The organism is Roseitalea porphyridii, from assembly GCF_004331955.1.
Classification (GTDB): domain Bacteria; phylum Pseudomonadota; class Alphaproteobacteria; order Rhizobiales; family Rhizobiaceae; genus Roseitalea; species Roseitalea porphyridii.
In genome coordinates, this window is record NZ_CP036532.1 from 3,046,894 (window position 1) to 3,067,435 (window position 20,542).

The following is a 20,542-nucleotide window of genomic DNA, read 5'->3' on the forward strand; positions in this document are numbered from 1 at the left end:
CGCAGGTTTCTATTAACCTTAACGCTTAACGATTGACGACAATGCTTTCATCGGCGTGAACACGTGACATGGCGACACGCACCGCCCTGCCTGGCGCAATCGCGTTCCGGATCGATGCGGCAAAGTATGTGCGCTCAGCGCGATGGCGCCAGGAAGGACGTGCGGCGGGGTGCGCCAACCGCCCCTAATACGTCGAGCCCGCGGCCGTCATTTCGAGGGGGCCGGCCTGCCCGCCCGTATCCGGAGGCATGCGCGAGGCCATCTCGGCGATCGCGATCGCCGGAAGGGCGGGTCCGAACAGATAGCCCTGCACCTTGTCGATCTTGCCCGAGCTGCGCACGATGGCAAGCTGATCGGCGGTCTCGACGCCCTCGATGGTGATCTTCAGGCCGAGCCCGTGGCACAGATCGGTGATGCCGTGCAGCAGCGCCATCGGTGTGTCGCCGGTCTCGATGCCGGCGACGAAAGAGCGGTCGATCTTGACCCGGTCGAGCGGCAGCCGGTGCAGGTAGCTCAGCGAGGAATAGCCGGTCCCGAAATCGTCGAGCGCGATGCCGACGCCGGTCGCGCGAATGCGGCTGAGCCGGGAGATCATGTCGGATTCGTTGCTGATCACGGCGGTCTCGGTGATCTCGACGACGAGCCGTTCGGGCGGCAGGCCGGCCGCGTCGAGCGCGTTCCGGATGGTCTGGCAGATGTCCTCGCGCCGGAAATCGATCGATGACAGGTTCACCGACACCGTGACGTGCTCGGGCCAGCGCATGCAGTCATGCGCGGCGGTTCTGATCACGCTTTCGGTCAGCTTGGTGATGATGCCCATCTCCTCGGCGAGCGGAATGTACTCGGACGGCGAGATGTTGCCGTGCAGCGGATGCTGCCAGCGCGACAGGGCTTCGCAGGCGACCACGCGCCCGGTGTCGGCATCGACGATCGGCTGGTAACGCACCGCAAGCGTGCCCTGCTCGATCGCCTTGGACAGTTCGCCCTTGAGCAGCTGGCGCCGCAGATAGCGCTCGTTCATGTCCGGTTCGAACACCGACCAGACGCCCTTGCCGAGCGCCTTGGAATGATAGAGCGCCAGATCCGCCTCGACCATCGATGTCTTCAGGTCGAAATCGCCGGCCCGTCCGCGTGCGATGCCGAAGGACTGGGTGACGAAGACCTTCTCCGGGCCGATCCGGAACGATCGCCCGAGCCGCTGCTTGAGCGTGTCGGCGAAGGATTTGATGTCGGTCGAGGGCGGCAGCCGGTCGACGAACATGATGAACTCGTCCCCGCCCAGCCGCGAGATGACGGCGCAATCGCCATAGTCCCGCTTCAGCCGCCGGGCGATCGCGCGGAGCAGCGCATCCCCCTGCGCGTGGCCGATCGAATCGTTGACGCGCTTGAAATCGTCCACGTCGAAGGCGATGACCAGACACTCGGCGTCCGGGTCCGCCTCGGCGGCACGCTGCACCGCCAGGTCCGAGAAATGGGTCCGGTTGGGCAGTTCGGTCAGGCTGTCGAAGCGGGCCATCGCCTTGATGCGCTCCTGCGCCCGCGCCCGCTCGGTGACATCCTCGAGGATCATCACCGAACCACCATCGGGTCGCTGGGTGCCGGAGAACTCGATATGGACCCCGTTGGTGAGCCGCACTTCGGCCTTCTCGCCGTCGGTGTGCAGCAGGCGGGCCAGCGTCTGTCTGAACTGCTCCGTCTTCTCCACCGACACGAGGCGGAACCGCTCGGCGTAGCGCATCAGCGAATCGAACCGCCGGCCCTCGACGCGCACATATTTCGGGATCTGCAAGAGCAGCCGCGCACGGCGGTTGATCACGACGACGCGTTCGTTGCGATCGAACATGATCACGCCGTGCGACATGTTGTTCAATGCGACGTCGAAACGCTCGGCCAGTTCCGCCTTCTCGAGCCGGCCGCGGACTGCATCGACAACGGTCGACCGTACCCGTCCGACCATCGACATCACCAGCCCGAAATACGGCACGAACAGCAGCACGGCGATCAGGCTGGCAAAATTGCCCGCCGTGAGCAGGCTGAGCGCGGGCCAGACCAGCACGCTCACCGTCATCAGTGCGGCAAGGCGGCGCGAACCATAGAGGCGGCCGACGATCGTCGGCAGCGCCGCGAAGACGGTCGAAAGGGCCGCGATGATCGCGAACTCCGAGCCGACGAACTCGAGGCAGAACCAGGCAAACAGGCCGACCGAAAAACCGGCCGCGCCCGAGGACATGATGTATCGCCGTTCCCAGTTGCGCGCCCAGCGAAGCCGCTCTTGCTGGTCCGCCGGCGCGCTGTCGCGCGCCTGACGGGTGTACCCGACGATATGGAAATAGCGATAGCCGGCCGTCGCCATGAACACCGCCGGCCAGACGCCCATGATCAGCAGCCGGCTTTCCAGCAACACGCAGATCGCGATTCCGACCTGCAGGACCAGTCCGATGAGCATGCCTCGGCGATCAGCGAACAGGCTGTCGACGAAATTGAGATAGATTTCCGCTTCGGCCTCGTCGCGATGCGGCGAGTTGTGCTGAAGTGTCATGGCCTGCCCTTTCGCAAGGACAGTAGGTGCGCGTCGTTAAGGAAGCGTTTCAAAGGCAAGAAGGAAGCAGTCTAGCCGGGTCAGCCAGAACTGCAACCTTTGATAAACAGGAGATGTGAGCACCAATTCCGGGTTATATAGTTGAGTATTATTTGCTAAGGAAGTCTTAACAATGGAATAGTTTCCAGTGTAATTTTCGGCGCCACAGTCGCGCCGCCCCGTTGCGACTCCCGACGGGGAAACCGCAATTCCCCCAAAATCTTGGGGTGACGATCGAACGCGTCGCTTCAGCTTCGGACCGAATAGCCGCCATCGACGGTGAACGTCGTGCCCGTGATGTAGCGCGAGGCGTCCGAGGCGAGCAGCAGCAGCGGACCGGCCAGGTCGCCGCCCTCGCCCAGCCGGCCGACCGGTATCTGGCCGGTCAGGATGCTCGCCAGCCCCCGGTCGAGATAGTCGCGCGTCATCGCCGTCCGGTACCAGCCGGGCGCGAGCGCGTTGACGCGCACGGCATCGGGCGCCCATTCCAGCGCCAGCGCCCGCGTGAGCTGTTCGAGCGCCGCCTTGCCGGCGCCATAAGCGGAAAGCCCCCTGATCGGCAGCCGCGCGAGCACGCTCGTGACGTTGATGATCGAGCCGCCGCGCGGGTTCCGGCGCATCACGGCATGGGCGCGACGGCACACCTCCGCCGACGCCGCCACGTTGACGTTGAGCATGTCGGCGAAATCGTCCCGCCCCTGCCGCGACGCCTTGGCGACGCCGAAGGACCCGGCATTGTTGACCAGCACGTCGAGGCGCCCGAAGCGATCGGTTGCGAGCGCCACCGCCCCGGCGATGTCGTCGTCGTTGCGCACGTCGCCGCGCAGATGAACGAAGCCCTCGCCGCCCGGGTCGTCCTGCGGTGCATCGAGACTGAGCCCGATGACGAACGCGCCATTGTCGACCAGCACCTGCGCGAACCCCGCGCCCAGGCCCGACGAGGCGCCGGTGACCAGGCAGACCCTCTCGCGCACGTCGAACAGATCCTGCGCGCGGCGGGCCGGATCGGCCCCGGGTGCTTGATTGGCCGTCATCCGCTTCGCCGCTCCCGGTCGCTTGGCAAGGTGGCCCCCATCAACGCCAAACCGCCGGTCGCGTCAATCGCGGCGGAGGTCGGGCACCGCGGCCGTCAGTGGTTAACAATCTTTACCATTGAATTGCCAAGCCCCGGAATAGGTGCTAGCGACCGTATCCCGCGCCGGCCACGCACGCTTGATTTTCACGCAAGGGACCAACAAGGTGCAGCCACCGCGCCGGCGGCGCGCGCAGCAAACTCAGGGGAGGAGTATGTCTGCACTGTTGAGAGTTTCGGCGGGTATTGACGCGGTCAATACCTTCATCGGCCGATCGGTCTCATGGCTGATCCTGATCGCGGTGCTGGTCAGCGCGGGCAACGCGACGATCCGCAAGATCTTCGATACATCGTCCAACGCCTGGCTCGAGCTGCAGTGGTACCTGTACGGCGCGGTTTTCATGCTAGCGGCCTCCTACACGCTGCTGCGCAACGAGCATGTGCGCATCGACGTGGCCACCTCGGGCCTTTCCAAGCGCACCCGCGACTGGATCGACCTTCTCGGCCACATCTTCTTCCTGATGCCCTTCGCCGGCATCATGATCTGGATTTCCTGGCCGTTCTTCTGGGTGTCCTTCCGGACCGGCGAGATATCGGTCAACGCCAGCGGCCTGATCCTGTGGCCCGCCAAGTTCCTCGTGCTGGCCGGTTTCGTGCTGCTGTTCTTCCAGGGCGTCTCCGAGATCATCAAGCGCATCGCGGTGATCCGCGGCGACATCGAGGACCCCACCGCCGAACACGAACTGCCCCCGGCGGTTGAGGAAATGGAAACGGGCGCCGACCTCAGCGAGCGGATGAAGAACAAATGATCGAGATCATCGCCCACAATCTCGGTCCGATCATGTTCGTCTCCGTCATGGCGATGCTCCTGATCGGCTATCCCGTCGCTTTCACGCTCGCCGCCGGCGGGCTTTTGTTCTTCTTCCTGGGCGTCGAACTGTCGATCTTCGCGCCCACCGAGATCCGCCTATTCCCCAATTTGTTGGCGGCCAATGCCAACCGGACCTTCGATGTCATGCGCAACGAGGTTCTGCTGGCGATTCCCTTCTTCACCTTCATGGGGCTCATTCTCGAGCGCTCGCGCATGGCCGAGGACCTGCTCGACACGATCGGCCAGCTGTTCGGCCCGCTGCGCGGCGGCCTTGCCATCGCCGTCATCATCGTCGGCGGCCTTCTGGGCGCCACCACCGGCGTCGTCGCCGCCTCGGTGATCGCCATGGGGCTGATCTCGCTGCCGATCATGATGCGCTACGGCTACAACCGTTCGGTCGCCACCGGCACCATCGCCGCCGCCGGCACGCTGGCGCAGATCGTGCCGCCCTCGCTGGTCCTGATCGTGATGTCCGACCAGCTCGGCCGCTCGGTCGGCGACATGTATATCGGCGCGCTATATCCGGCGCTGATGATCATGGCCATGTACTGCGCCTATATCGCGGTGCTCACCATGATCCAGCCCAAATGGGTGCCGGCTCTGCCGCCCGAAACGCGCACGCTCGGCGGTGGCGTCGTGTCGCTGATCGCGATGATCATCATCTCGGTGGCCATCCACTATGCGGGGATGAACGTCCTTTACGCCAACATGAGCTACGAGAACCGGTTCGTCGCCTCGGCGACCACCGCGACCGTCTTCGCGCTGTGCGTCTCGCTGGTCAACCGGCACTTCAAGCTCGGCCTGATATCGCGGCTGACCGAGCAGGTGATCATCGTCCTGATCCCGCCTCTGGCGCTGATCTTCCTGGTGCTCGGCACCATCTTCCTGGGCATCGCGACCCCGACCGAGGGCGGCGCCATGGGCGCGACGGGCGCGCTCGTCCTTGCGCTGATTAAGCGCCGCCTGACGCTGAAGACGCTCAAGGAGGCGCTCGATTCGACCACCAAGCTGACCGCCTTCGTGATGTTCATCCTGATCGGCGCGCGCGTCTTCGGCCTGACCTTCTACGGGATCAACGGCCATATCTGGATCAAGGAGCTGCTGCTGTCGCTGCCCGGCGGCGAGACCGGGTTCCTGGTCGTCGTCACCGTGATCGTCTTCATCCTGGGCTGCTTTCTCGACTTCTTCGAGATCGCGTTCATCGTGGTGCCGCTTCTGGTCGCGCCGGCCGAGGAACTCGGCATCGACCTGATCTGGCTGGGCATCATCCTCGGCATCAACCTGCAGACCTCGTTCCTGACGCCGCCCTTCGGCTTCGCCCTGTTCTATCTGCGCTCGATCGCGCCGAAGAAGGACTGGGAGGACGAGGTGACCGGCGAGCGGATCAAGGGCATCGACACCACCCAGATCTATCGTGGCGTGATCCCCTACATCGTGCTGCAGTTCATCGCGATCATGATCGTCATCTTCTATCCGCGCATCGTCACCCACTATGCCGATGACGAGGTCGAACTTGATCTCGACAATGTGCAGATCGAACTGCCATCGCTCGGCGGGCAGGATTCCGAAGGAAACGCGGTCGAGTTGCCGGGTCTTGGTGGCGGCGGCCTCCAGGGCGGCCCGAACTTCGGCGGCGACGGCAATGGCGGCAGCGGCTCCGGCCTGCCCGGACTGCAGCTGACCCCGCTCGGCCAGCCGCCCGCGCCATCGGGCGGTGACGCCGGAGGGGGCGCGGGAACGGGCGATGAGGGCAACGCCGCCCCGGCGCCCGCGTTCGGCCTGCCGCCGCTCGATCTCAACAGCACGCCGCCGCCCGACCAGTAGGCGAATGGGACGATCCAGGCAAAAGCGCCGGGCGGGCGTCCGGCGTGTTCACCTGTCGGCGACGCCGGTCCGACCGGCGCTCAGAACTCACTGGCACGGCGGCGCAATTCGAGCTTTTGCACCTTGCCGGTCGAGGTCTTGGGCAGCTCGCAGAACACGACATGCTTTGGCGTCTTGAAGCCAGCAAGCCGCTGGCGGGCGAACGCTATCAACTCGGCGTCGGACGCCTCGGCGCCATCCTTGAGTTCGACGAACGCGCACGGGACCTCACCCCATTTCTCGTCGGGCTTGGCGACGACGGCGCACAGCAGCACCGCCGGATGGTGCATGAGCGCGCCTTCGACCTCGACGGAACTGACGTTCTCGCCCCCGGAAATGATGATGTCCTTTGCGCGGTCAGTGATCTGCACGTAGCTGTCGGTGTGCTGGACGGCGATGTCGCCGGTATGAAAGTAGCCGCCCCGGAACGCTTCGGCCGTCGCACGCGGGTTCTTGTAGTACCCCTTCATCGTCGCGTTGCCGCGCATCATGATTTCGCCGGTCGCAGCTCCGTCCATCGGCACCTGCCGCATCGTATCGGGGTCCATGACCGCGATGTGATCCATGTTGGGGAAGGGGACCCCCTGCCGCGCCTTCACGGCGGCCCGCTCGGCGCCTTTCAGATGATCCCATTGGCCGTCCTGCCAGGTGCATTCGGTCGCCGGACCATAGGTCTCGGTGAGGCCGTAGACCTGGGTGATGTTGAAACCGAGTGGTTCGATGGCCGCAAGCGTGGCGGCCGCCGGCGGCGCGCCGGCCGTGAAAACCTCGACGACATGATCGAACGCGCGGCGTTCCGCCTCACGGGCATTGACGATCATGTTGAGCACGATCGGCGCGCCGCCGAAATGGGTCACGCCCTCGTCGGCGATGGCGTCGTAGATGGCTTTCGCGGTGACGTCCCGGCAGCACACGGTGGTGCCGCCCAGAGCCGGCATCGCCCACACGTGGCACCAGTTGTTGCAGTGAAACAGCGGCACGATGGTCAGGTATCGCGGGTAGAGCGTCATGCGCCATGCGATCGGGGTGCCCAGCGTGATCAGATACGCGCCGCGGTGGTGGTAGACGACGCCCTTGGGCCGGCCGGTGGTGCCCGACGTGTAGTTGAGCGCGATGCTTTCCCATTCATCCTCGGGCATGATCCAGTCAAAGTCGGGATCGCCCTCGGCAAGAAAGGCCTCGTAGGTCATGTGCCGACCGGAGGCGTGGAAGCCCGCCTTTTCGTCCGGCACCTCGACGATCATCGGTTGCCGTTCGCTCTCCATCTCGTCGATCGCCGCCTCGACCGTCCCGAGGAACTGCGTGTCGACAAGCACGATCCGGGCTTCGCCATGATCGAGGATGTAACTGATCGTGTGCAGGTCAAGACGGACGTTGATGGCGTTGAGCACGGCTCCGCAGGCCGGCACGCCGAAATGGGCCTCGACATGGGCGGGGATGTTGGGAAGCACCGTCGCGACGACGTCGCCGGGCGCGATGCCGTGGCGCTCAAGGGCGCTCGCCAGTTGCGACACGCGTGCGTGATGCTCAGCGTAGTTCGTGCGGAACGTGCCATAGACCACCGCATCGCGGAGAGGGTGCACGGCGGCCGCCCGTTTCAGATGGGACAGCGGCGTCAACGGCACGTAGTTCGCCGCGCGCCGTTCGAGCCCGGTCTCGTCGTTCATCCAGCCCATGATGTCCTCCCTGCCCCGCCCTGACCGGCCTCTGCCGGAGCGCCCACCTCACCTGGCGCGACCATGATTCCAGAGTTTGCCCGGCCCGTCACCCGTCCGATCGGCGAGCGCGGGCGGCATTGCATCCGTCATCGCCTTGCCATCGGCCCCGGCCATACCCACCTGCACGGCGTTCCGGTCCGGCCACAGGAGGAAAACGATGCTCGACCCGAAGAAGCTGCTCAACGATTTTCTGGGATCGCAGATCCCCGGCGCCGGCGGAACCGTGCGCGAACGGGCCGGGCAGGCCGGGCAGATGGCCAAGGACAATCCGCTGGCGACGGGCGCCATCGCCGCGGTGCTGCTGGGCACCGGCGTCGGCCGCGAACTGACGGGGTCCGCCCTCAAGCTGGGCGCCGCCGCGGCGGTGGGCGGGCTCGCCTACACCGCCTGGAAGAACTACAAGGAAGGCCGCCAGGTCGAGCAGGCCGGCGCGCCCGGCCAGCAGGGCCAGCCCGAAGTGCTGCCGCCGCCGCAGGGGTCGGAATTCGACATCGAGGGCGACGGCCAGGACGGCGAGTTCGCGCTGGCGCTGGTGCGCGCGATGATCGCGGCCGCCCGCGCGGATGGCCATATCGACGAGGACGAGCGCGCCCGCATCACCGACAAGCTGGCGATGAGCGGCATCGACGAGGACGAGCAGAGCTTCATCCGCGCCGAACTGGCAAAGCCGGTCGATATGGACGCGATCGTCGGCGCGGCGAAGACCGAGGCGCAGCGCGTCGAACTCTACACGGCCTCGCGGCTCGCCATCGAGCCGAAGACGCGCGCCGAGCGCGGCTATCTGGACATGCTCGCCGGCCGGCTGCAGCTCCCCGATCCGCTGGTCGATCACATCGAGGCGACCATCGCCGGCGCGACCGTCTAGAGCCGCGACCGCGGGCCCGTCGCGCACCGTCCGCCGCGTGATCATCGTCACGGCGGCCAAGCGCGATGCGTGCAATGATGCCCTCGCACACGCGTTAACCCTCCGTTAAGGGTTCGGCGCGAAAATGGGACATGGGCAAAAGCGGGCCGGGGCTCTCCTCCCACCCTGGTCACGCGGAAACGGGCGATCGATCCGAAAGGTTGATCGCCCGCTTTTTGTGCGGGCGAGGCCGGCGCGCCATCCGCCCGTCACCCGGGCTCACAGCCGCACTGCCCGCCGCACCATCTCCTCGACCACCGGACGCTGCGCTTCGAAAGGCTGATCGGTCAGCCAGCCCATCTTGTTGCCGATCGCCAGATGGGCATAGCCGTGCACCATGGCCCAGGCGGCGGTGACATCGCGCCAGCCCGCCTCGCCCTTGAGCGCATCGGCGCCGCGCAGCCTGGCGACCGCGTTCACCAGCACCGAAAAGCTCGCATCGCCCGCCCTTGCCAGTTCGGCCGGCACCGGACCCTGCACGCGCCCGCCGAACATGAGCTGGAACAGGGCCCGGTTCTCCACCGCAAAGCGCACATAGCCGACGCCGGCGGCGGTCAGCATCGCCTCGGCATCGCCTGGAGCGACGCGGGCCTGTTCGTTCTTCATGCAGTCGGTGAGCCGGTCGAAACCGCGCTGTGCCAGCCCCCGCAGCAGCGCCGTCACGTCACGGAAGTGATGGGCAGGCGCGGCATGGGAGACGCCGGCGCGCTTGGCCGTCGAACGCAGCGAAAAGCCGTCCTCGCCCTTTTCGGTCAGTTCGGCCTCGGCCGCCGCGAGCAGCGCCTCGCGCAATTCGCCGTGATGGTAGCGCCGCGAACCGGCGCGCGTCTTCAAATCGGTCATGGCCGAGTCTAGCCGGCAATCCAGACAGTGTCAAAACATTGGCTTGACAATGCCAAGATCGCCTCTATCCTCCGATCTTGACACTGACAAAATTGCGAGGCCTCCCGATGGACCCCGAAACGCTCTTCTCCGCAGCCGGCGCCGCCGCCATGGCCGGATGGCTGGCTCTTCTGGCAAGCCCGCTGGCGCCGCGCCTGTCCCACATCGTCGCCGGCCGGGTGATCCCGATCGTGCTGTCGGTCGGCTACACCGCGCTCGTTCTGGCGTTCTGGAGCACCGGCGAAGGGGGCTTCGATTCGCTCGCCAACGTCGCCCGCCTGTTCGAGACGCCTGAACTGCTGCTCGCCGGCTGGGTCCACTTTCTGGCGTTCGACCTGTTCATCGGCGCGTGGATCGTCCGAGACGCCCGTGAGACCGGCGCGCTTCCGTTCTGGCTGGTGCTGCCCTGCCTGCCGCTGACCTTCCTGTTCGGCCCGGCCGGTCTCGCCGCCTATTTCGGCCTGCGCGCCGCCCGCCGCCCCGCCCTTGCCCTCGCTTGAAACCCGATGGAGACGACCATGACCGCACTCGCCCTGCCCGCCCCCGCACCGGCCCGCGCCGGCCCGCTCGCCCTGTGGAACCGCATGCGCAACGACGAACCGCTGTTTGCGGCCACCGCGCTGTTCCTGGCCCTGGCGATCATCCCGCTCGCCGCCGCCGGCATGATCGACCCGCGCCTGCATCTGGGCGAGAACATCTGGGTCAAGCCGATCAAGTTCGCCGTCGCCCTGTCCGTCTACACCGCGACGCTCACGCTCTACGCCCGCTACCTGCCCGCCGGCATGACGCGCCGCACGACGTACCGGCTGTTCGCCGGCGCGGTCGTCTTCGCCATCGCCGCCGAAATGGTCTGGATCGGCGGCGCTGCCGCGATGGGCACCACCTCCCATTTCAACACGGGCGAACCGGTCTGGGCGGCGCTCTATCCGGTGATGGGCGCGATGGCGACGCTGCTGACCTCGGCGAGCGCGGTCTACGCCGTCGCCATCGCCCGCAACCGGGACCTGGCCATCGCGCCGGTTCTGAAGGCCGGCCTTGTCTGGGGCCTCGGCCTGACCCTGCCGCTGACGCTCGTCACCGCCGGCACCATGTCCTCGCTGAACGGCCACAATGTCGGCGGCAGCGGCATGGCGACCGAGGGGCTGTGGCTGATCGGCTGGCTGCGCGACGGCGGCGATCTGCGCGTCGCCCACTTCTTCGCCACCCACGCCATGCATTTCGTGCCGGCCTTCGCCCTCGCCCTTATGTGGCTGGGCCGGCCCGGGGCAAGCCGCGCCGTGCACGGCTTTGCGCTCGCCTTCGCCCTGTTCGTTCTGGCGACCTTCGCCCAGGCGCTGATGGGCCGGCCGTTCCTGGCGATGATCGGCTGACCGGCTCAGGACCGGGTGAGAAACGCCTCCACCCGGTCCAGCGCCCTTTCGATGTTCTCAAGCGAATTGGCGTAGGAAACCCGCACGAAGCCCTCGCCATGGACGCCGAAATCGGGCCCGCCGATCAGCGCCACGCCCGCCTCCTCCAGAAGCGCGTTCGCAAGGTCCTTGGATTTCCATCCGGTCGCGGAGATATCGGGAAAGGCGTAGAAAGCGCCCTTCGGCGTCGCGCAGGTGACGCCCTCGATCGCGTTCAGCCGTTCGACAACGAACCGCCGCCGCGCGTCGAACGCGGCCAGCATCGTCTCGACATCGTCCTGCGGCCCGTCGATCGCCGCGATCCCCGCATGCTGCGCCGCCGCGTTGACGCACGACCAGCAATTGACCGCCAGCTTGCGCACCGCATCGCAAAGCGGTTCCGGCCAGACCGACCAGCCCAGCCGCCACCCGGTCATCGCCCAGGTCTTCGACCAGCCGTTCAGCACCACCAGCCGCTCGCGCAGGGCCGAAAACTCAAAGAGCGAGGTGTGCGCCACGCCGTCATAGACCATCAAATCGTAGATCTCGTCGGACAGGATCGCCACGTCCGGATGGCGCTCGAGCACGCCAACGAGCCGTTCGATCTCGGCGCGCGGCGTCACCCCGCCGGTCGGATTGCCCGGCGAGTTGACGATCACCAGCCGCGTCCTGTCGGTGATCAGCGCGGCGAGTTCGTCGGCGTTCACCGCGAACCCGTTTTCGGCGCGCATCGGCAGCGGCACCGGGGTTGCGCCGGTCGCCTCGATCATCGAACGGTAGATCGGAAAGCCGGGATCGGGATAGACGATCTGCGCGCCCGGCCCGCCGAACATCAGGATCGCCGCGAACATGGCCGGCTTGCCGCCCGGCGTGATCATGATCGCCTCGGGCGAAACCGCCTGCCCGGTCATTGCGTGGATGCGCCGGCTCACCGCCTCGCGCGTCGCCACGAGGCCGTTGGCGGGCGTATAGCCGTGCGCGCCCTCCCGCAGCGCCCTGACCGCCGCCTCGACAATGTGTTCGGGCGTCGGAAAATCGGGCTGGCCGATGCCCAGATTGACGATGTCGCGCCCCTCGGCCGCCAGCGCCGTCGCCCGCGCAAGCACGGCGAACGCGTTCTCCTCGCCCATCCGCTTGAAGAAGGGATCGATGTCGTGCATGGCTTGCCTCCCCGCCCCGCTTGCGGCGCGGCCGTCGCCAAGTCAAGCAGACCCGATACCGCCGGCCATGATCACCGACCTTTCGCAGTGGACCGCGCGTCCGACCCCGACCAGCGCGCCGATGGCGGGCCGTCACGTCGCCATCGTCCCGTTCGACCGCGCGGACCATCAAGGCCCGCTGTGGGAAGCGTTCGGCGGAATCGCCACCAACGATCTGCTCTATCATTTCGGCTGGCCGCGCATGGAGGAGGCAACCGATCTCGGCGCGATCATCGCGGACATGAACGCCCATCGTGGCTTCGTCACCTGCGTCTTCACCGCTCCGGACACCGGGCTCGTGATGGGCATGGCGAGCTATATGCGCATCGATGAGAAGAACGGCGTCTGCGAGGTGGGCTGCGTCGCCCACGGCGCGCCGATGGCCCGGTCGCCGGCGGCCACCGAGGCGCACCATCTGATGGCGCGCCGCGTCTTCGACGAACTGGGCTATCGCCGCTACGAATGGAAGCTCAACAACGCCAACGAACCCTCGCACCGCGCCGCGCGCCGGCTCGGCTTCACCTTCGAGGGGGTTTTCCGCCAGCTCGAGGTCAAGCCCTACGGCAACCGAGACACGGCCTGGTATTCCATGCTCGACCGCGAATGGCCGGTCGTCCGACGCGCGATGGAGGCATGGCTCGATCCGGCCAACTTCGATGCCGACGGCGCCCAGCGGCGGGGCCTGAAGCAGATCCGGGACGATCTGTACGAAAACGGTTCTTGACGGGGCGGGACCGTCCGCGGCCGCCCATGGCTTGACGCGGGCGCATGAGCCCTGTTCATGACTGCCATCCCGGTTTGGGACTACCGGTGCCTCCGGCACGACCCCAACTGGGGAACGACGATTTCTCGAAGGAAAGACAAACGACATGGCTGGCAGGCTTGAAGGCAAGATCGCGGTGGTCACGGCGGCGGGACAGGGCATCGGTCGGGCGATCGCCGACCGGTTCGCCGAGGAAGGGGCGCAGGTCTGGGCGAGCGATCTCGATGCCGCCAAGCTCGACAATCCCGCCTTCGCCGATGCGCGCGTGCTCGATGTCACCGACACCGGCGCGGTCGACGCCTACGCCGGCGAGGTCGGCCAGATCGACGTGCTCGCCAACGTCGCCGGCTTCGTCCATCACGGCACCATCCTCGATTGCGACGAGAAGGACTGGGACTTCTCGTTCGATCTGAACGTCAAGTCGATGCACCGGACGATGCGCGCCTTCGTGCCCGCCATGCTGCACCGGGCGAAGAACACGGGCGGAACCGCCTCGATCATCAACATGTCCTCGGGCGCCTCCTCGCTGAAGGGCGCGCCGAACCGCTATGTCTACGGCGCCACCAAGGCGGCGATCATCGGCATGACGAAGGCGGTCGCGGTCGATTTCGCCGCCCGGCAGCTGCGCTGCAACGCGATCTGTCCGGGCACGGTCGATTCACCGTCGCTGCAACAGCGCATGACCGAGCTTGGCAAGAAGGTCGGCAGCTATGACGAGGCGTTCGACAGCTTCCTCAAGCGCCAGCCGATGGGCCGCATCGCCGAACCGCGCGAGATCGCCGACATGGCCGTCTATCTGGCCTCCGACGAGGCGGCCTTCGTCACCGGCACGACCATGGTCATCGACGGGGGCTGGACGCTGTGAACGAGCGCGACGATCAGCCGGAGGACGCGCGGCCGGACGGCGTGTCTTCGCCCGACTATGATCGCGGCACGCTGATCATCGCCGGGCTGATCTTCATCGGGTTCGCGCTGCTGCTCTATTTCCTGCCGGCGATCATGACGGCGATCGGCGGCGACAATCCCTGGGCGGCCGGCGCGGCCGTGGGTTTCGTGCTCGTGCTGCCGTTCCTGGGCCTCTGGCTGCGTGGACGGGCCCGGCGCAGGAACCGCTGATCAGGCGCTGAGCGCCCCGCCCAGAAGAACGACGCCCATCGCGATGATCAGCAGCGCGCCGCCGATCTCGATGGCGTGGCCAAGACCGCCCGAGAGCGCCGACGAGCCCGAAAGGCGCAGCGCAACGTTCTTGGCGGTCACCGCCAGCGTCGCCAGGATCGACACGGTGATCGTCACGCCGATCGCCATCGCGAAGACCGAGACGATCCCGGCCACCCACAGCCCGCTGACGAAGGCGAAGGTCAGGACGATCAGCGCGCCCGTGCAGGGCCGGACCCCCACCGACACCATGACCGCCAGCGCGTCGCGCCAGCCGGTCACGTCCTCGAGCTGGTCGGGGCCGGGCATGTGCGCATGGCCGCAGGAGGGACAGGTCCCGCCCGGCCCGTGATCATGATCATGATCGTGATGGCCATGATCGTGCGCGTGATGGTGGTGGTCGTGGTGATCATGATGATGATGATGGTCGACGGCCGCGGCCGACAGGGCGGCCGGACGGACGGCCGGCCCGCACAGCACCCTCAGCTTGCGCACCAGCAGCCACAGGCCGAGCCCGATCACCAGCACGTAGGAGGCCAGTTCGGCGAACTGCGTGGTCTGGGTCTGGCTGATCGACAATTGCCGCAGCACCAGAAAACCGAGCCCGACGATGACGATCGCCGAGATCGCCTGGATGATCGAGGCGCCGAACGACAGCCATATGCCGCGCCTCAGCGCGGTTTCGTTCGCCAGCATGTAGGACGAGATCACCACCTTGCCGTGCCCGGGGCCCGCCGCGTGCAACACGCCATAGGCGAACGACAGGCCGATCAGCAGCCACAGCGCCGCGCCGCTGTCGCGGATGTCGATCAGGGCGGCGCGCAGCCGGTCGTAGAAGTCGCGCTGGTGCGCGGCGACCCAGCGGAAGAACTCGCCGAGCGGGCCCTGCTGCGCGGTGTCGATCGCCTGTTCGGACACGCCGATGCCGAGCGAGGACTGCGCCAGCGCCGGGCCGGCGGCGGCCAGCAGCGCAATGATCGCAAGGCCGGCGCAGCGCCTCATGTGCAGCGCACCTCCATGCGGGTGGCGAAGATCTTCGACCAGTCATTGCCTTCGGGATCGTTGAAGAACGATTCGGTCAGCGAGTCCTGGTTGGCAGCGATCGCCTCGTCGGGGTCCGGCACCACCATCTCGTGGCTGCACCCGGCCGGCGCGTCGATCAGCACCATGTTGGCTTCGTCGTAGAAATCGATCGCGGTGTAGAAGGTCGGATCGTAGACGGCGATCGAGGGATTGTCGGAAAGCGCCACCGGCTTCATCGGCTGCGAGGTGAACAGGATCAGCAACTGGCCGTCGACCATGTTGACCCGCATGTCGGTCACCTCGGCGATCGCGATCTCCCGGTTGTCGACCGTCAGCGACTGGAAATAGCCGAATTCGGCGATCGAACCGGACACCACCTCGGCCACCTGTTCGAGTTCGGCGATCTCCAGTTCGCCGCTGTTGTCCGCATCGAACTCGAACTGCACCGTCGACGAGAACAGTTCGTCGAAGCGCCACACATGCCGCAGCCGGTCGATCGTGCCCGCCTCGGTCACCGTGACCTCGAGGCGCGCTTCGGCGAAAACGTGCGGGTGAGCCTGCGCCGGAATGGTTCCGGCCAGGGCCGCCGCTGCCGCCACTGCGATCGATGCTCGCCTGTGCGTCACGGTTGCTGTCCCCGGAGTGCGAATTGAGTGGTTGCCATGCGCCATGGGAAGCTGGCCGAATTATGGCGCGCCGGGCGCCAGGCACGGCCCGTCCGGCGGGCAGTTGTCCTTGAACCAGACCGCCAGGAAGTCGACCAGCGCGCGCACCTTGGCCGGCAGGTAGCGCCGGTGCGGATAGACCGCGTAGATGCCCGATTCCTGCCCGAGCACGCCCGGCAGCACCTCCACCAGCCGCCCCACGCGCAGATCGGCCGCCACGATGAAGTCCGGCGACAGCACGAAGCCCAGATCGGCCAGCGCCGCCATGCGCGCGGCAAGCGGGCTGTTGACGCGGATCGGCCCGTCGATCGGCACCGACACCGCCTCGCCGTCGCCGTTGCGCGCGACGATCATGTTGCGGCGGCGCGAATTGGTGTCGACGATGCACGGCAGGTCCGACAGATCGGTGATCGCCTTTGGCATGCCGTGCGCCTCGATCACCGCCGGCGAGGCGCTCAGAACCATGCGAACGGGCGCCAGCTTGCGCGCGATCAGGCCCGAATCCTCCATCTGCGTGATTCGGAGCGCGATGTCGTAGCCCTCCTCGACCAGATCGACGAAGCGATCGTCCAGTTCGATGTCCAGCTTGATGTCCGGATTGGCCTGCGCGAAATCGATCAGCGACCGCCCGATGCCGACATCGGCCATGGCGCGCGGCGCCGACAGCTTGATCGTGCCGGCAAGGCCGGCGCGCGCGTCGCGGATCTCCTCGCGCAGATCGTCGAATTCCCGCAGCAGGTCGAGCGCGCGGCGATAGTAGACATGGCCCGATTCGGTCAGCGAGAACTGGCGCGTGGTCCGGTTGAGCAGCAGGACGCCAAGATCGTCCTCCAGTTCGCGCACATATTTCGACAAGAGCGCCTTGGAACGCCCCTGCGCCCGCGCCGCCGCCGAAAACCCCTCATTGTCGACCACCGCGACGAAGGCGCGCATGCGCGTCAGCGTGTCCATGTCAGGTCGGTCTCCTCCTTCATAGCGGCGAACGCGCCGATCATGGCCGCGCCGGAACGGCCTGTCCACCGCCCGCGACGATGTGCGCGACGAGCGCGTCGGCGCTGTCGACGGCGGCCTCCGCACGCCCGCCGAGCATGCCGTCGCCGCATACCGCGATCCGGCCGCAGGCGCTCTCGATGAAGGGCGTGCCGAGCGGCGCATCGACCCGCGCATGGCGCCAGCGGTGGGCAGCGGCATGAACCGGAGCAGGCACGCCTTTCGCATGCGCCGACAGCGCCGCGAGCATCTCCTCGAGGACCGGCCCGGCCGGCCGTTCGAGGTTGCGCGCGCTCCACGCGCCACCGGCGTGGATGACGAACGTCTCGCCCGTCCGGCCGGGCTTGGAACCGTTGCGGGCGATGAGGGCCAGCGGCGCGTCGTCGGCCCCGCGCCAGAGATCGGGCAGGTCGGGCAGCGGCCGGTCGAAGGCGACCATCGCCGCCCAGCAGGGCGCGTAGACGATGCCACCCAGCGCGTCGAACCGGGCGTCGAGCGCGCCGGTCAGCGCGTGCGCCTGCGGCGACGGCGCGGTGACGATGACCCGGTCGAAGCCATGCCGCGCCCCGTCGCCGGTGACCACCTCCACACCGGCATCGGCCGCAAGACGGAGCGTCTCCACCGGCGTGCGCAACCGCACGTCGAGCCCGGCGAGCAACGGCTTGACCGCCCCGCTCATGCCCGGCAGCCCCACATGCCAGTCGCCGGGCCGGTCCTTGCCATCGGGCGTCCAGGACGCGATCGCGCCCGCATCGGCGAGCCGCGCCAGCAGCGCGCCCATCGCCGCGCCCCTGGCGGTCAGGTACTGCGCGCCATGGTCGAATTCGCCTGACGCGCTGCGACGGGTCGAAAGCCGGCCGCCGGTTCCGCCCGATTTCTCGAACACGCAGACCCGCCGGCCGGCGTCGGCAAGCGCCCGCGCGCAGACCGCGCCGGCAAGTCCGGCTCCGATGATCGCCACTTTCTCAGCCATCGCATTTCCCCTTCCGGCGGAACACATAGGGCGGATGAGCGGTTGACCGAAGTCAACGCCACCGACCATAAGCCGCGACATGATCGCGACCTCGAAACGGAGAGATGATCGATGAGCCTTCGCCATGTCCGCCTCGAAATGGCGCGCGAGCCCGCCTACCCGCAGGGCAACCCCAACCGCGGCTACGAACTGGTCCTGCCGCTCGGCGCCGACGACCGGATCGACGCGGCCGAATGGGAAAAGAACCCCTCTGCCTGCACGGTCGAGCGCTTCTGGGACGGCGAGAAGACCGAACTGGGCTATCTGGAACGCAACCGCGCCGGCCAGTGGGTCTTCGACTATGATTTCGACGACGAGGCCGACGACGAGGAAGGTTTCCGCTTCGGCGAACACGCCTTCCGCACCGGCGAATATGTATCGATCGCCGATCACGAGGGCACGATGCACACCTTCACCGTGGTCCGCGTGACGCCGGCCTGACCGCTCAGCGGGACGCGAAATCGAGCGCCGCCCGCCCGTGGGCGGCGCGAAGCGCCTGCATGTCGACGCCGACCGGCTGGCCGTCCACAACGGTCCAGCGCCCGGCGATCATCACGCGATCGGCGCGGTGCGCGCCGCACAGCACCAGCGCGGCGAGAGGATCGTGAGCGCCCGAAAAGCGCAGCTCGTCCAGCGTGAACAGCGCCAGATCGGCCTGGCGTCCCTCGGCGATCGCGCCGATATCGCCACGCCCCAGACATCGCGCCGAACCCTCGGTCGCCCAGCGCAGCGCATCAAGATGCGTCAACGAGGCGTCATAGGTCAGCCGGCCGATCATCAGCGCGTGCCGCACCCCCTCCATCAGGTTGGACGAATCGTTGGACGCCGAACCGTCCACGCCGAGACCGACCGGCGCACCGGCCGCTTCCAGTTCCCGGGTCCGGCACTGGCCCGAGGCGAGCACCATGTTCGAGGTCGGGCAATGGCACACGCCCACACCGGCCACGCCGAGCCGGACCAGTTCGTCATCGTCGAAATGGACGCCGTGCGCCAGCCAGGTGCGATCGGTCAGCCATCCGGTCTGTTCGAGATAATCGAGCGGCCGGCAGCCATAGCGCGCCTCGCAGAACGCGTTCTCGTCGAACGTCTCGGCGAGATGGGTATGCAGCGCGCAGCCGCACCGCGCCGCAAGTTCGGCCGTGCCGACCATCAGTTCGCGGGTCACCGAAAAGGGCGAACACGGCGCCAGCGCCACCTGCGTCATCGCGCCGGGCCTTGCGTCGTGGTGGCGCGCGATCACGCGTTCGCAGTCGGCGAGGATCGTGTCGGCGTCCTGCACCACGCTGTCGGGCGGCAGGCCGCCGTCGCGCACCGAAAGGTTCATCGAGCCGCGATTGAGCACGATCCGGATGCCGAGCGCGGCCGCCTCCTCGGCCTGGATGTCCATGGCCGCGTCGAGCCCCTGCGGAAAGACGTAATGATGGTCCGAGGCGCAGGTGACGCCCGAGAGCATCAGTTCGGTCAGCGCCAACCGCGTGGCGATGCGCAGATGATCCGGCGTCAGCCGCGCCCACAGCGGGTAGAGCGCGGTGAGCCAGTCGAACAGCTCCCGGTTGATCGCCGCCGGATGGGCGCGGGTCAGCGTCTGGTAGAAATGATGGTGCGTGTTGATCAGCCCCGGCAGCACCACGTGCCGTGAGACGTCGACCGTCTCGACATCGCCGACCGGCGCCGCGCCGGGCGCGAACACCTGCTCGATGACCCCGTCGCGCACCAGCAAGCCGCCCCGCGCGTCGATGCCGTCGGGCGTCAGGATCGCCAGCGGTTCGCGAAGAAAGATCGCCCGCCCCTTGCCGGTTTCGCCCATCTTCGTTCGCTCCGTCGCCACCTGCCGGAACACGCCTTCCGGTCCCCGCCAATCGTTAGACGGGCGGGCCCGTCGCGCCAAGCATCGTGTCACCGGAGCTTCGCTTGCCGGGCACAATTGGCCGGCTTATCGTGTCCCCATGAACAGATTCTACATACCGGCCGACGAAGCGGACAACGGCTCGTTGCTGGCGCGGCTTCAGGAGGTCGCGCGGCGCGGACGCACGCACTATGCGCGCCATCTCCTCAAGACCGGCCTCTACGCCGGTCAGGAGCGCATCATCGAGGCGCTCGCCAGCGTCGAAACGATGACGCCGGGCGCCCTCGCCAAGACGCTCGGCGTTCGCCCGCCGACCATCACCAAGACCATCAGCCGGCTCGAGGAACAGGGCTTCGTCGCCCGCGCCGCCTCGGCATCGGACGGCCGGCAGGTCACCGTCATGCTGACCGAGGCCGGCCACGATGTGCTCGGCGCGATGAAGAAGGCCGTCGCCAAGGCCGAAAAGCAGGCTCTCAAGGGCCTCAAGAAGAAGGAGCGCAAGCAGCTCGAGAAGATCCTCGCAAAGATCGAGGACAATCTGACCGACCGCGACCCCGGCGCCCGTCTGCCGAAACAGGACGAGGCGCTGGAGGCCTGAACCCGACCGGCTTTA

General features: G+C 67.3%; 20 protein-coding genes. 10 read left to right on the forward strand and 10 right to left on the reverse strand.

From position 1 onward, the window contains the following. Positions 1–184: 184 nt before the first annotated feature. Both E0E05_RS14905 and E0E05_RS14910 read right to left on the reverse strand, forming a co-directional pair. A complete protein-coding gene (locus E0E05_RS14905) occupies positions 185–2,539 on the reverse strand; it encodes a putative bifunctional diguanylate cyclase/phosphodiesterase (RefSeq protein ID WP_131617428.1) in 2,355 nt (784 codons plus the stop codon). A 287-nt stretch (positions 2,540–2,826) separates the two neighbouring features. Further along, on the reverse strand, positions 2,827–3,612 hold the full coding sequence (locus E0E05_RS14910; protein WP_131617429.1) for an SDR family NAD(P)-dependent oxidoreductase: 786 nt from the start codon (positions 3,610–3,612) through the stop codon (positions 2,827–2,829). 253 nt (positions 3,613–3,865) lie between these two features. Here E0E05_RS14910 and E0E05_RS14915 point away from each other — a divergent pair, with 253 nt between their 5' ends. Together E0E05_RS14915 and E0E05_RS14920 are read left to right on the forward strand one after the other, a co-directional pair. Beyond that, positions 3,866–4,459 (forward strand): TRAP transporter small permease subunit, encoded by a 594-nt coding sequence (locus E0E05_RS14915; protein ID WP_131617430.1) that lies wholly within the window; start codon positions 3,866–3,868, stop codon positions 4,457–4,459. Then, positions 4,456–6,345, forward strand: coding sequence for a TRAP transporter large permease (locus E0E05_RS14920; RefSeq protein ID WP_131617431.1), 1,890 nt, complete (start codon positions 4,456–4,458; stop codon positions 6,343–6,345). The genes E0E05_RS14915 and E0E05_RS14920 overlap by 4 nt, the downstream gene beginning before the upstream one ends. Before the next feature lie 80 nt (positions 6,346–6,425). Here E0E05_RS14920 and E0E05_RS14925 read toward each other — a convergent pair whose 3' ends face one another. Next, the gene (locus tag E0E05_RS14925) at positions 6,426–8,060 is read right to left on the reverse strand and encodes an AMP-binding protein (protein ID WP_131617432.1); all 1,635 of its coding nucleotides are present in this window, start codon (positions 8,058–8,060) and stop codon (positions 6,426–6,428) included. A gap of 199 nt (positions 8,061–8,259) precedes the next feature. On the opposite strand from E0E05_RS14925, the gene E0E05_RS14930 reads away from it, so the two are divergent. After that, positions 8,260–8,967: a tellurite resistance TerB family protein gene (locus tag E0E05_RS14930; protein ID WP_131617433.1), complete on the forward strand. Its 708-nt coding sequence runs from the start codon at positions 8,260–8,262 to the stop codon at positions 8,965–8,967. Positions 8,968–9,225: 258 nt separating this feature from the next. On the opposite strand, the gene E0E05_RS14935 is transcribed toward E0E05_RS14930, so the two are convergent. Further along, positions 9,226–9,849: a TetR-like C-terminal domain-containing protein gene (locus E0E05_RS14935; protein WP_131617434.1), complete on the reverse strand. Its 624-nt coding sequence runs from the start codon at positions 9,847–9,849 to the stop codon at positions 9,226–9,228. A 107-nt stretch (positions 9,850–9,956) separates the two neighbouring features. Between E0E05_RS14935 and E0E05_RS14940 the strand changes: the two genes are divergently transcribed. Together E0E05_RS14940 and E0E05_RS14945 are read left to right on the forward strand one after the other, a co-directional pair. After that, entirely contained in the window at positions 9,957–10,388 is a 432-nt protein-coding gene (locus E0E05_RS14940; protein ID WP_131617435.1) for an ABA4-like family protein, read from the forward strand. A gap of 18 nt (positions 10,389–10,406) precedes the next feature. Beyond that, entirely contained in the window at positions 10,407–11,258 is an 852-nt protein-coding gene (locus E0E05_RS14945; RefSeq protein ID WP_131617436.1) for a hypothetical protein, read from the forward strand. A gap of 5 nt (positions 11,259–11,263) precedes the next feature. Here E0E05_RS14945 and E0E05_RS14950 read toward each other — a convergent pair whose 3' ends face one another. Continuing rightward, the gene (locus E0E05_RS14950) at positions 11,264–12,436 is read right to left on the reverse strand and encodes a pyridoxal phosphate-dependent aminotransferase (protein WP_131617437.1); all 1,173 of its coding nucleotides are present in this window, start codon (positions 12,434–12,436) and stop codon (positions 11,264–11,266) included. A gap of 70 nt (positions 12,437–12,506) precedes the next feature. Between E0E05_RS14950 and E0E05_RS14955 the strand changes: the two genes are divergently transcribed. The 3 genes from E0E05_RS14955 to E0E05_RS14965 all read left to right on the forward strand — a co-directional run bounded on the left by E0E05_RS14955 (position 12,507) and on the right by E0E05_RS14965 (position 14,354). Then, positions 12,507–13,199 carry a GNAT family N-acetyltransferase gene (locus tag E0E05_RS14955; RefSeq protein ID WP_428977603.1) on the forward strand — a complete coding sequence of 231 codons (693 nt, stop codon included), beginning with the start codon at positions 12,507–12,509 and terminating at the stop codon, positions 13,197–13,199. Positions 13,200–13,344: 145 nt separating this feature from the next. After that, on the forward strand, positions 13,345–14,103 hold the full coding sequence (locus tag E0E05_RS14960) for an SDR family oxidoreductase (RefSeq protein ID WP_131617439.1): 759 nt from the start codon (positions 13,345–13,347) through the stop codon (positions 14,101–14,103). Continuing rightward, the gene (locus E0E05_RS14965; protein ID WP_244597757.1) at positions 14,100–14,354 is read left to right on the forward strand and encodes an intracellular growth attenuator family protein; all 255 of its coding nucleotides are present in this window, start codon (positions 14,100–14,102) and stop codon (positions 14,352–14,354) included. The genes E0E05_RS14960 and E0E05_RS14965 overlap by 4 nt, the downstream gene beginning before the upstream one ends. Here E0E05_RS14965 and E0E05_RS14970 read toward each other — a convergent pair whose 3' ends face one another. Genes E0E05_RS14970 through E0E05_RS14985 form a run of 4 tightly spaced genes read right to left on the reverse strand, consistent with a single transcriptional unit; the run spans position 14,355 to position 18,044 of the window. Further along, entirely contained in the window at positions 14,355–15,395 is a 1,041-nt protein-coding gene (locus tag E0E05_RS14970) for a nickel/cobalt transporter (RefSeq protein WP_131617440.1), read from the reverse strand. Beyond that, entirely contained in the window at positions 15,392–16,042 is a 651-nt protein-coding gene (locus E0E05_RS14975) for a DUF1007 family protein (RefSeq protein ID WP_428977581.1), read from the reverse strand. Before E0E05_RS14975 ends, E0E05_RS14970 begins: the two co-directional genes overlap by 4 nt. Before the next feature lie 60 nt (positions 16,043–16,102). Next, positions 16,103–17,032, reverse strand: coding sequence for a LysR family transcriptional regulator (locus tag E0E05_RS14980; RefSeq protein ID WP_131617442.1), 930 nt, complete (start codon positions 17,030–17,032; stop codon positions 16,103–16,105). A gap of 40 nt (positions 17,033–17,072) precedes the next feature. Beyond that, positions 17,073–18,044, reverse strand: a complete 972-nt coding sequence (locus E0E05_RS14985; RefSeq protein WP_158629387.1) for an NAD(P)/FAD-dependent oxidoreductase — start codon at positions 18,042–18,044, stop codon at positions 17,073–17,075. A gap of 111 nt (positions 18,045–18,155) precedes the next feature. Here E0E05_RS14985 and E0E05_RS14990 point away from each other — a divergent pair, with 111 nt between their 5' ends. Beyond that, a complete protein-coding gene (locus E0E05_RS14990; RefSeq protein WP_131617444.1) occupies positions 18,156–18,524 on the forward strand; it encodes a hypothetical protein in 369 nt (122 codons plus the stop codon). 4 nt (positions 18,525–18,528) lie between these two features. Here the strand turns inward: E0E05_RS14990 and E0E05_RS14995 are convergent, their stop codons facing one another. Beyond that, positions 18,529–19,890 carry an 8-oxoguanine deaminase gene (locus tag E0E05_RS14995; RefSeq protein WP_131617445.1) on the reverse strand — a complete coding sequence of 454 codons (1,362 nt, stop codon included), beginning with the start codon at positions 19,888–19,890 and terminating at the stop codon, positions 18,529–18,531. A gap of 139 nt (positions 19,891–20,029) precedes the next feature. Here E0E05_RS14995 and E0E05_RS15000 point away from each other — a divergent pair, with 139 nt between their 5' ends. Further along, positions 20,030–20,527: a MarR family winged helix-turn-helix transcriptional regulator gene (locus E0E05_RS15000; protein WP_131617446.1), complete on the forward strand. Its 498-nt coding sequence runs from the start codon at positions 20,030–20,032 to the stop codon at positions 20,525–20,527. The last annotated feature ends 15 nt before the right edge of the window (positions 20,528–20,542 follow it).

What these genes read in the sequence shown, in the direction of transcription:
- E0E05_RS14945 (WP_131617436.1), top strand. Translation starts at nt 10,407, where the DNA reads ATGACCGCACTCGCCCTGCCCGCCCCCGCACCGGCCCGCGCCGGCCCG.
- E0E05_RS14985 (WP_158629387.1), bottom strand. Translation starts at nt 18,044, where the DNA reads ATGGCTGAGAAAGTGGCGATCATCGGAGCCGGACTTGCCGGCGCGGTC.
- E0E05_RS14920 (WP_131617431.1), top strand. Translation starts at nt 4,456, where the DNA reads ATGATCGAGATCATCGCCCACAATCTCGGTCCGATCATGTTCGTCTCC.
- E0E05_RS14905 (WP_131617428.1), bottom strand. Translation starts at nt 2,539, where the DNA reads ATGACACTTCAGCACAACTCGCCGCATCGCGACGAGGCCGAAGCGGAA.
- E0E05_RS14935 (WP_131617434.1), bottom strand. Translation starts at nt 9,849, where the DNA reads ATGACCGATTTGAAGACGCGCGCCGGTTCGCGGCGCTACCATCACGGC.
- E0E05_RS14970 (WP_131617440.1), bottom strand. Translation starts at nt 15,395, where the DNA reads ATGAGGCGCTGCGCCGGCCTTGCGATCATTGCGCTGCTGGCCGCCGCC.
- E0E05_RS14950 (WP_131617437.1), bottom strand. Translation starts at nt 12,436, where the DNA reads ATGCACGACATCGATCCCTTCTTCAAGCGGATGGGCGAGGAGAACGCG.
- E0E05_RS14915 (WP_131617430.1), top strand. Translation starts at nt 3,866, where the DNA reads ATGTCTGCACTGTTGAGAGTTTCGGCGGGTATTGACGCGGTCAATACC.
- E0E05_RS14910 (WP_131617429.1), bottom strand. Translation starts at nt 3,612, where the DNA reads ATGACGGCCAATCAAGCACCCGGGGCCGATCCGGCCCGCCGCGCGCAG.
- E0E05_RS14990 (WP_131617444.1), top strand. Translation starts at nt 18,156, where the DNA reads ATGAGCCTTCGCCATGTCCGCCTCGAAATGGCGCGCGAGCCCGCCTAC.
- E0E05_RS14995 (WP_131617445.1), bottom strand. Translation starts at nt 19,890, where the DNA reads ATGGGCGAAACCGGCAAGGGGCGGGCGATCTTTCTTCGCGAACCGCTG.
- E0E05_RS14980 (WP_131617442.1), bottom strand. Translation starts at nt 17,032, where the DNA reads ATGGACACGCTGACGCGCATGCGCGCCTTCGTCGCGGTGGTCGACAAT.
- E0E05_RS14930 (WP_131617433.1), top strand. Translation starts at nt 8,260, where the DNA reads ATGCTCGACCCGAAGAAGCTGCTCAACGATTTTCTGGGATCGCAGATC.
- E0E05_RS14940 (WP_131617435.1), top strand. Translation starts at nt 9,957, where the DNA reads ATGGACCCCGAAACGCTCTTCTCCGCAGCCGGCGCCGCCGCCATGGCC.
- E0E05_RS14925 (WP_131617432.1), bottom strand. Translation starts at nt 8,060, where the DNA reads ATGGGCTGGATGAACGACGAGACCGGGCTCGAACGGCGCGCGGCGAAC.
- E0E05_RS15000 (WP_131617446.1), top strand. Translation starts at nt 20,030, where the DNA reads ATGAACAGATTCTACATACCGGCCGACGAAGCGGACAACGGCTCGTTG.
- E0E05_RS14960 (WP_131617439.1), top strand. Translation starts at nt 13,345, where the DNA reads ATGGCTGGCAGGCTTGAAGGCAAGATCGCGGTGGTCACGGCGGCGGGA.